The sequence below is a fragment of the Variovorax ginsengisoli genome, from assembly GCF_030486595.1.
GTDB classification, from domain to species: Bacteria; Pseudomonadota; Gammaproteobacteria; order Burkholderiales; family Burkholderiaceae_C; genus Variovorax; species Variovorax ginsengisoli_B.
Window position 1 is genome coordinate 1 of sequence record NZ_JAUJZH010000065.1, and the last position, 5587, is coordinate 5587.

The following is a 5587-nucleotide window of genomic DNA, read 5'->3' on the forward strand; positions in this document are numbered from 1 at the left end:
GGTCCTCCCACTGGCTCGCCGCTGCAGTTCCACGATTTCGGCGTCGGTCAATTTCATTGCGCCCTCCGAGGGCTCAATGATACTTCCTATTTAAACGTTACAGTCCACTAGGTCGGCGAACCAGCCACTTCCTGTGCGCAGGATCAATGCGGCTGAGCGGTTTTTCGAAGCCGCCGAGCGCTGCGGCTCACGCGATAGAGCCGACATTCACAAGATTGGGCCTTGGCTGCCCGAGCCTCAGATTGTCGCCTTTGCATTCGCTGCAGAGGTCGCTCTCAAGGGCTTGCAGCAGGTGCACAACGGCACTATCTCGGGTGGACACGACCTCGTCAAAATTCTTGGCAAGCTTCCTGAAGAGGTGCGATCGCGGCTGCGATTTAATAGCTACTCGGAAGCCGAATTCACGTCCCTGCTGCACGAGGTTCAACACGCGTTCGAAGATTGGCGCTACGAGTATGAGAAAGCAGGCCCCCGTACCGTCCCTCCGTTCTTCCTCAAGAATCTTGCAGCCGTGGCGATCGCGGAGCTCAGAAAAACGGTGGACGGCAAAGCCGCCAAGAGTAAGGATTGATAGCTCGAAAGAAAACCTGCAAAACAAGCCCGCACCTCGCATAACCTGAAGCCATGAAGCAACTTGGGGTGATCGTGACCTGCCCCCTTCCGCCATGCCATTCATAACGAGGAAGTCCGGGGTTGCAAGATTAATTGATCTCGGTGGTGTTTGAGATGGTTCGAGCTGCATCGCCAGCGCGCTGGCGATGCAGCTCGGCGAACTTCGCTGGCGGCATGCGGTTGCAGCTGCTGTGCGGCCTGACCTCGTTGTAGTCCTATCGCCAGATGGTGATGGCCGACCTGGCCTGCGCCAGCGTCTCGAACCATTGTTCGTTGAGGCACTCGCCCCTGAACTTGCCGTTGAAGCTCTCGATGCAGCCGTTCTGCATGGGTCGCCCCGGCTCGATCAGGATGTGGCGGATGCCGTGGGTCTGCGTCCAGCCCATGAAGGCGCGGCTGGTGAACTCCGGACCGTTGTCCGTGCGCACGGCCAGCGGGTAGCCCCTGAAGACAGCCGCCTGGTCCAGCAGTCGCGTCACGTACTGCCCCGAGATGCCCCAGTCCACCGAGATGCTCACGCACTCGTGGCTGAAGTCATCGGCCACCGTCAGGCACTTGATGCGCCGGCCGGTGCTCAGGCTGTCGCTGACGAAGTCCATGCTCCAGACCTCATTGACCGTGCTGACCGGTTGCAGCGGCACGCGCGATGACCACGGGGACGTATGGCCCGCGCGTGTGGGGCCTTCCGGGTGCAGCAGGCGAACGCTGACGTGGGAGAAATGAGGTTGACCCAAATCGACCTCTCGCGGCGGTGATAGGACGTCCCCGCGACGTTTGCACGTACATACGCAAAGCCTGCTCGCGCACAAGTCCCTTGACGCCACGCCAGCAGGACGCATCGATGACTTCTTGCGACGCGCCACTGGCCCCAAGCGGCCGGGCCGGGCTCGCTGCGTTCATACAACGAGCCGTGCGCAAGGCCACTGGTGCTCAGTCGATTCAAAGTCCGGTAGCGGCGACAGTGTGGGGGCGGCAGGCCCGTGTGGGTCTTCCCCCTCTCCTTCCACCCTCACCGTTTTCCTCCAGGAGGCATTTTGCTTCTCGAGTCACGGCAGTACCGCGGCGGGGTTCTGCTCACGTGGGCACTGAATGTCATCCTCACTTTGCGGGATGACGAACGCAAACAGGCCAATGATGCTGCTAGGCGCGGAGCGCCCGACGGCAATTCCAAAAAAAGCCGTCCGGTGCCGCGAGGAGGGAAACAGCATGCCGTCCACTTTCTCGAAAGCGGTAACCAGGCTCACCGGTGCTTTGGCGCTCTGGCTTGCCCTGTCGGCCTCGGCCATCGCTCAGGGCTTTCCTCCGGGCGGCGGGCCAGGCGTCCCGATTCCTGTTCCTCCGCAGCCCATCGTGGTCGGCAACGATCCGGTCTTCGGACAAATTTGTCTGCACCCAAATGGCGGGCCGGCGCCATGTGACGTGGTGCGGCATGCGCTTTTGGTGCTGGCCGTCGCTTCCACGATCCAGGTCCCCGTAATCGGCATGAACCCGGTGTGGGGGCAGACATGCAACGGGCCGCTTGGACCCGGGCCGTGCCAGGACATCAAGATCTGGATCGCGATACGCCAGGTGGCAGCGCAGCAGTTCCCCATTCAGCCAGTGCGCTTCGATCCGTCCGCAGGCCCCATTTGCCTGGGACCTCTTGGAGAAGGTCGATGCGCCGACATTCAGGCCTACCTGATGCAGCAGCAAGCAGGTGTGACCAACCCCGGCGACCCGCGCAATGCCCAGGCCACCGGTGCAATGGGCGTTGGCGGCCCCTTGTGCTCCACTCCGGCGGGGCCGGCACCGTGCGGCCTGGTGGCGCAGTCGAGCCTGGACAGGATGGATGGCGTTCCGACAGGGTTTGGCGTGCCCCAAGGACTCGCACCGCAAGACCTCGCCAGAGAGTGTGCGAAGCGAGTAGGTCTGGATGTGGCGGCATTTGCCGGATGCGCTGGTCAAAAAATTGTGCTGCCCCGAAAGCAGCAGGAGGTCTTGGACTGCGCGGTGAGCTCGACGAACACGCCGGCCTTCGCGCAATGCGCTGCCGCGCCCCTGGGCGTGACTCTCTCGCAAGACCAACGAGTCCTCGCGGGGTGCGCGATGAAATCCAAGGGGGATGCGGACGCGTTTGCGAACTGCGCCGGGCCAGCCTTCGCGGCCAAGGCGCTCGGGCCGAACGAGAAAGCGATCCTTAATTGCGCCACCGGCGGCGGCGACGCAGCCGCCTTCACGCAGTGCGCCGCGGGCCCGCTCTTGAAGGCAGAGCAGAAGGCCGTGCTCGACTGCGCGATCTCGGCCACAGACGCGACGAGCTTCGCCACCTGCGCCGCTCCGAATGTCGGGATCAAGCTCTCGGACGATCAGCGCATCGTTGCCCGCTGCGCCATGAAATCAGGCGGTGACACCGACGACTTCGCGAGCTGCGCGGGCGCCGCGTTTCTGGGCAAGAACCTGAGCCAGGACCAGCAGGCGGTGCTCGGCTGCGCGGCCAACTCCGGCGGTGACGAGGCAAAGTTCGCCGGTTGCGCCGCCAACAGGCTTCTGGGAAACAAGCTGAGCAAGGAACAGCAGATCGCCGTGCAATGCGCCGCGCAGTTCGGCGGCGACGTGACCGGGATGGCCACGTGCGCCGGCGCCAACCTCTTCAATCTGCAGCTCAACCCCGAGCAGCAGATTGCCGTTCAGTGCGTGGTCTCGACCGGCGGCATGCCCTACGCGGCGGCCGGATGCATGGCGTCCAGGCTGACCGCGCGGGAGCTGACGAAGTGCATGACCGATGGCTTCGGCGGAAAAGGTTGCTTCGGCGACTCCAACGACCTGGTCGGCAAAGACGGCTGGGTGGCGCGCAACCTCGGGCAGATCGCCGGCGGTCCCAACTCGGTGTTCAGAAATCCCGACCAGCTGCTTGGAGGCAACAACTCCTTCGTTCGCAACCCCGGACAGATTTGGGGTGGCGACAACTCCTTCGTGCGCAACCCGGGCCAGATCTGGGGCGGTGACAACTCCTTCGTGCGTAACCCGGGCACGTTCTGGGGCGGAAACAATTCGGTCTTCAACAATCCGCAGCAGCTTGTGCCCAAGCCCATTCAACTGGGCAAGGTCGGCGGCAAGCGGATCTGCTTCCCTTGGTGCTAGCTGATCATGAAAATCAGCAACCTACTGCGCTGCCTGGTGTCGGCATTGGCCGTGCTCGCTGGCGCTGTTGCGCTCGCGGCAGACAAGGATTTGCGCACCCGCACCGACGCCAAGGGCGAGACGGAAATCGGCTTTTGCTCACGGCCCAGCCGAGCGGCGCCATTCAACTTTCCGGGGCACACCTTCGTGACGTTTTCCGAGGCCCGGCCAGGAGCTGGCCGAACGTTCCGATCGGTCGGTCACACCGTGGCCGGCGCCGGCGTGACGCCCACGGTGTTCACCTACTTTGGAGGCAAGCCAGTGGCTGGCAAGCAAGCTGAGGAGCGGTACACCGACGTGATGCAGGCTTGTTTGACCGTCAAGGTGGATCGTGAGGTCTATGAGCGCGCGGTGGCTGCGGCGCGGCCGACCCTCACGGCCATCGGATTGCCCGACGGCGTTGCGGCGGCGGCCGAGAGCTACGCCCTGAACGACAACGATTGCGTTGACTACGCCATGCGCGTGGCCAAGGCGGTGGAGCTCGTCGGCCTCAAGGTGCCAGCGCGCGCTGCCATGGACCTTCCTGCCGACTACATCGCCAAATTGAAGGCGGCCAACAAGTAGGGATTCGCGGACCTGGTGTGACCAGGCCATAGTCATCTACCGCGCCGCTTGGTTCACGCAGCGGTTGCGAATCGGCGCCACCATGTCGTAGGCCTGCTTCATGTCCGGCGGCATATCGGCGTACCCGTTCTCTTCCTTTGAGCGCGTGGTGATGAAGATGTAGTCCGGGAACGACCAGGCCACCGGCAGGCTTTTCATGAGGCATGTGCAGAAGACGCCTGCGCCAAACGCCCGTTGGCAGCCGCTCTCCCGCACAGCGATCGCCTGATCATGACTGGCGGCCATGACAGCAACCACCAAGGAGAGCATCCGATCGGCAAGTCGTTCTCAAATCACGAGGACCTGCGTTGCACAGGTGCCACGCCGCATTAGCCAGGCTGGCCAGGCCCACCAGATCCGCGCCTGACCCCCGAGTTACCCTCTCCAGGAGCAACCGAGTTCGACGCCGAATGCCAGAGCGGCGAGCAGGTCGAGTCCGCGCTCGGTCCTGGGTGACTAGACGACGCGACTGGCTTCACATGACACGTCGGGCCTTGCTAGCCACCCCGACTTGACTGCCCAAGGTCACAGGTTGACGATCAATGCCGGTCCGATCCGACCTCAGCCGCACGCGAGGCTAGGCACAGGCTCAGATACCTTGCAAGTCACAACCCTGAAAAGGAGCCGTCATGAATGTGGAGTGCGATGCCATGAGATGGTTAGTCAGCAAGGAGATCGTTCCGTTGTATATAGACACGGCTAAGTCGTTTGCCGCGCTCAGTTCGGGCGCCCTCGGACTGACGATCATCTTCTACGACAGAATCGTTGGGATCAAGCCGGGAGGGCCGATTAGCAAGACGATGGTTGCCTCTTGGATCGCGTACCTGATCACAATTGCCGCGAGCGCCTTCTATCAGTATTTGGCAGTGCGCTTTCTGGATTCCGTGTCTTGCGATCCGCAAGTGGAAAGTTTCTACCAACCGCTCATTGACGCTCCAGGCAGAGTTTATGGCGTCATGTTGGTATTTTTCATCCTTGCATCCGTCTTGCTTGTGGCCGCAGCCTGGCGACAACAGAGCCGGCTCCGGTCGTCTGAACACGCATCGACCTGAGTTAAGTGGATTGGCTGCGGTTTGATTCTTTCAATCTTCAGGCCCCTGCTAGGCCGCCGGAGGCGCCCCGGTTGAGCCATGTACTCATGGTTCAACCCATCAGGCAGCCTCCTTCATTGCGGGTAGCGTGGCGAAGTAGACCATGTCTGGCGTGCACCCGT

5 protein-coding genes and 1 pseudogene are annotated in these 5587 nt (G+C 62.5%); 4 read left to right on the top strand and 2 right to left on the bottom strand.

The genetic code is table 11. The features are described 5' to 3' along the window. Positions 1–133: 133 nt before the first annotated feature. Positions 134–571 carry a hypothetical protein gene (locus QZH52_RS38295; protein WP_301816496.1) on the top strand — a complete coding sequence of 146 codons (438 nt, stop codon included), beginning with the start codon at positions 134–136 and terminating at the stop codon, positions 569–571. Positions 572–701: 130 nt separating this feature from the next. Here QZH52_RS38295 and QZH52_RS38300 read toward each other — a convergent pair. Beyond that, positions 702–1226: pseudogene (locus tag QZH52_RS38300) on the bottom strand (IS3 family transposase); the annotation flags it as partial. A gap of 592 nt (positions 1227–1818) precedes the next feature. Here QZH52_RS38300 and QZH52_RS38305 point away from each other — a divergent pair. Beyond that, positions 1819–3732, top strand: coding sequence for a hypothetical protein (locus QZH52_RS38305; protein WP_301816497.1), 1914 nt, complete (start codon positions 1819–1821; stop codon positions 3730–3732). A 6-nt stretch (positions 3733–3738) separates the two neighbouring features. After that, entirely contained in the window at positions 3739–4335 is a 597-nt protein-coding gene (locus QZH52_RS38310; protein ID WP_301816498.1) for a hypothetical protein, read from the top strand. A 36-nt stretch (positions 4336–4371) separates the two neighbouring features. Here the strand turns inward: QZH52_RS38310 and QZH52_RS38315 are convergent, their stop codons facing one another. Next, positions 4372–4620: a hypothetical protein gene (locus QZH52_RS38315; protein ID WP_301816499.1), complete on the bottom strand. Its 249-nt coding sequence runs from the start codon at positions 4618–4620 to the stop codon at positions 4372–4374. A 383-nt stretch (positions 4621–5003) separates the two neighbouring features. Between QZH52_RS38315 and QZH52_RS38320 the strand changes: the two genes are divergently transcribed. Further along, a complete protein-coding gene (locus QZH52_RS38320; RefSeq protein WP_301816500.1) occupies positions 5004–5426 on the top strand; it encodes a hypothetical protein in 423 nt (140 codons plus the stop codon). Positions 5427–5587 lie beyond the last annotated feature (161 nt).

Bases quoted from the DNA above. Each gene is read 5' to 3' on its own strand.
- QZH52_RS38305 (WP_301816497.1), top strand. From the start codon at position 1,819: ATGCCGTCCACTTTCTCGAAAGCGGTAACCAGGCTCACCGGTGCTTTG.
- QZH52_RS38310 (WP_301816498.1), top strand. From the start codon at position 3,739: ATGAAAATCAGCAACCTACTGCGCTGCCTGGTGTCGGCATTGGCCGTG.
- QZH52_RS38315 (WP_301816499.1), bottom strand. From the start codon at position 4,620: ATGGCCGCCAGTCATGATCAGGCGATCGCTGTGCGGGAGAGCGGCTGC.
- QZH52_RS38320 (WP_301816500.1), top strand. From the start codon at position 5,004: ATGAATGTGGAGTGCGATGCCATGAGATGGTTAGTCAGCAAGGAGATC.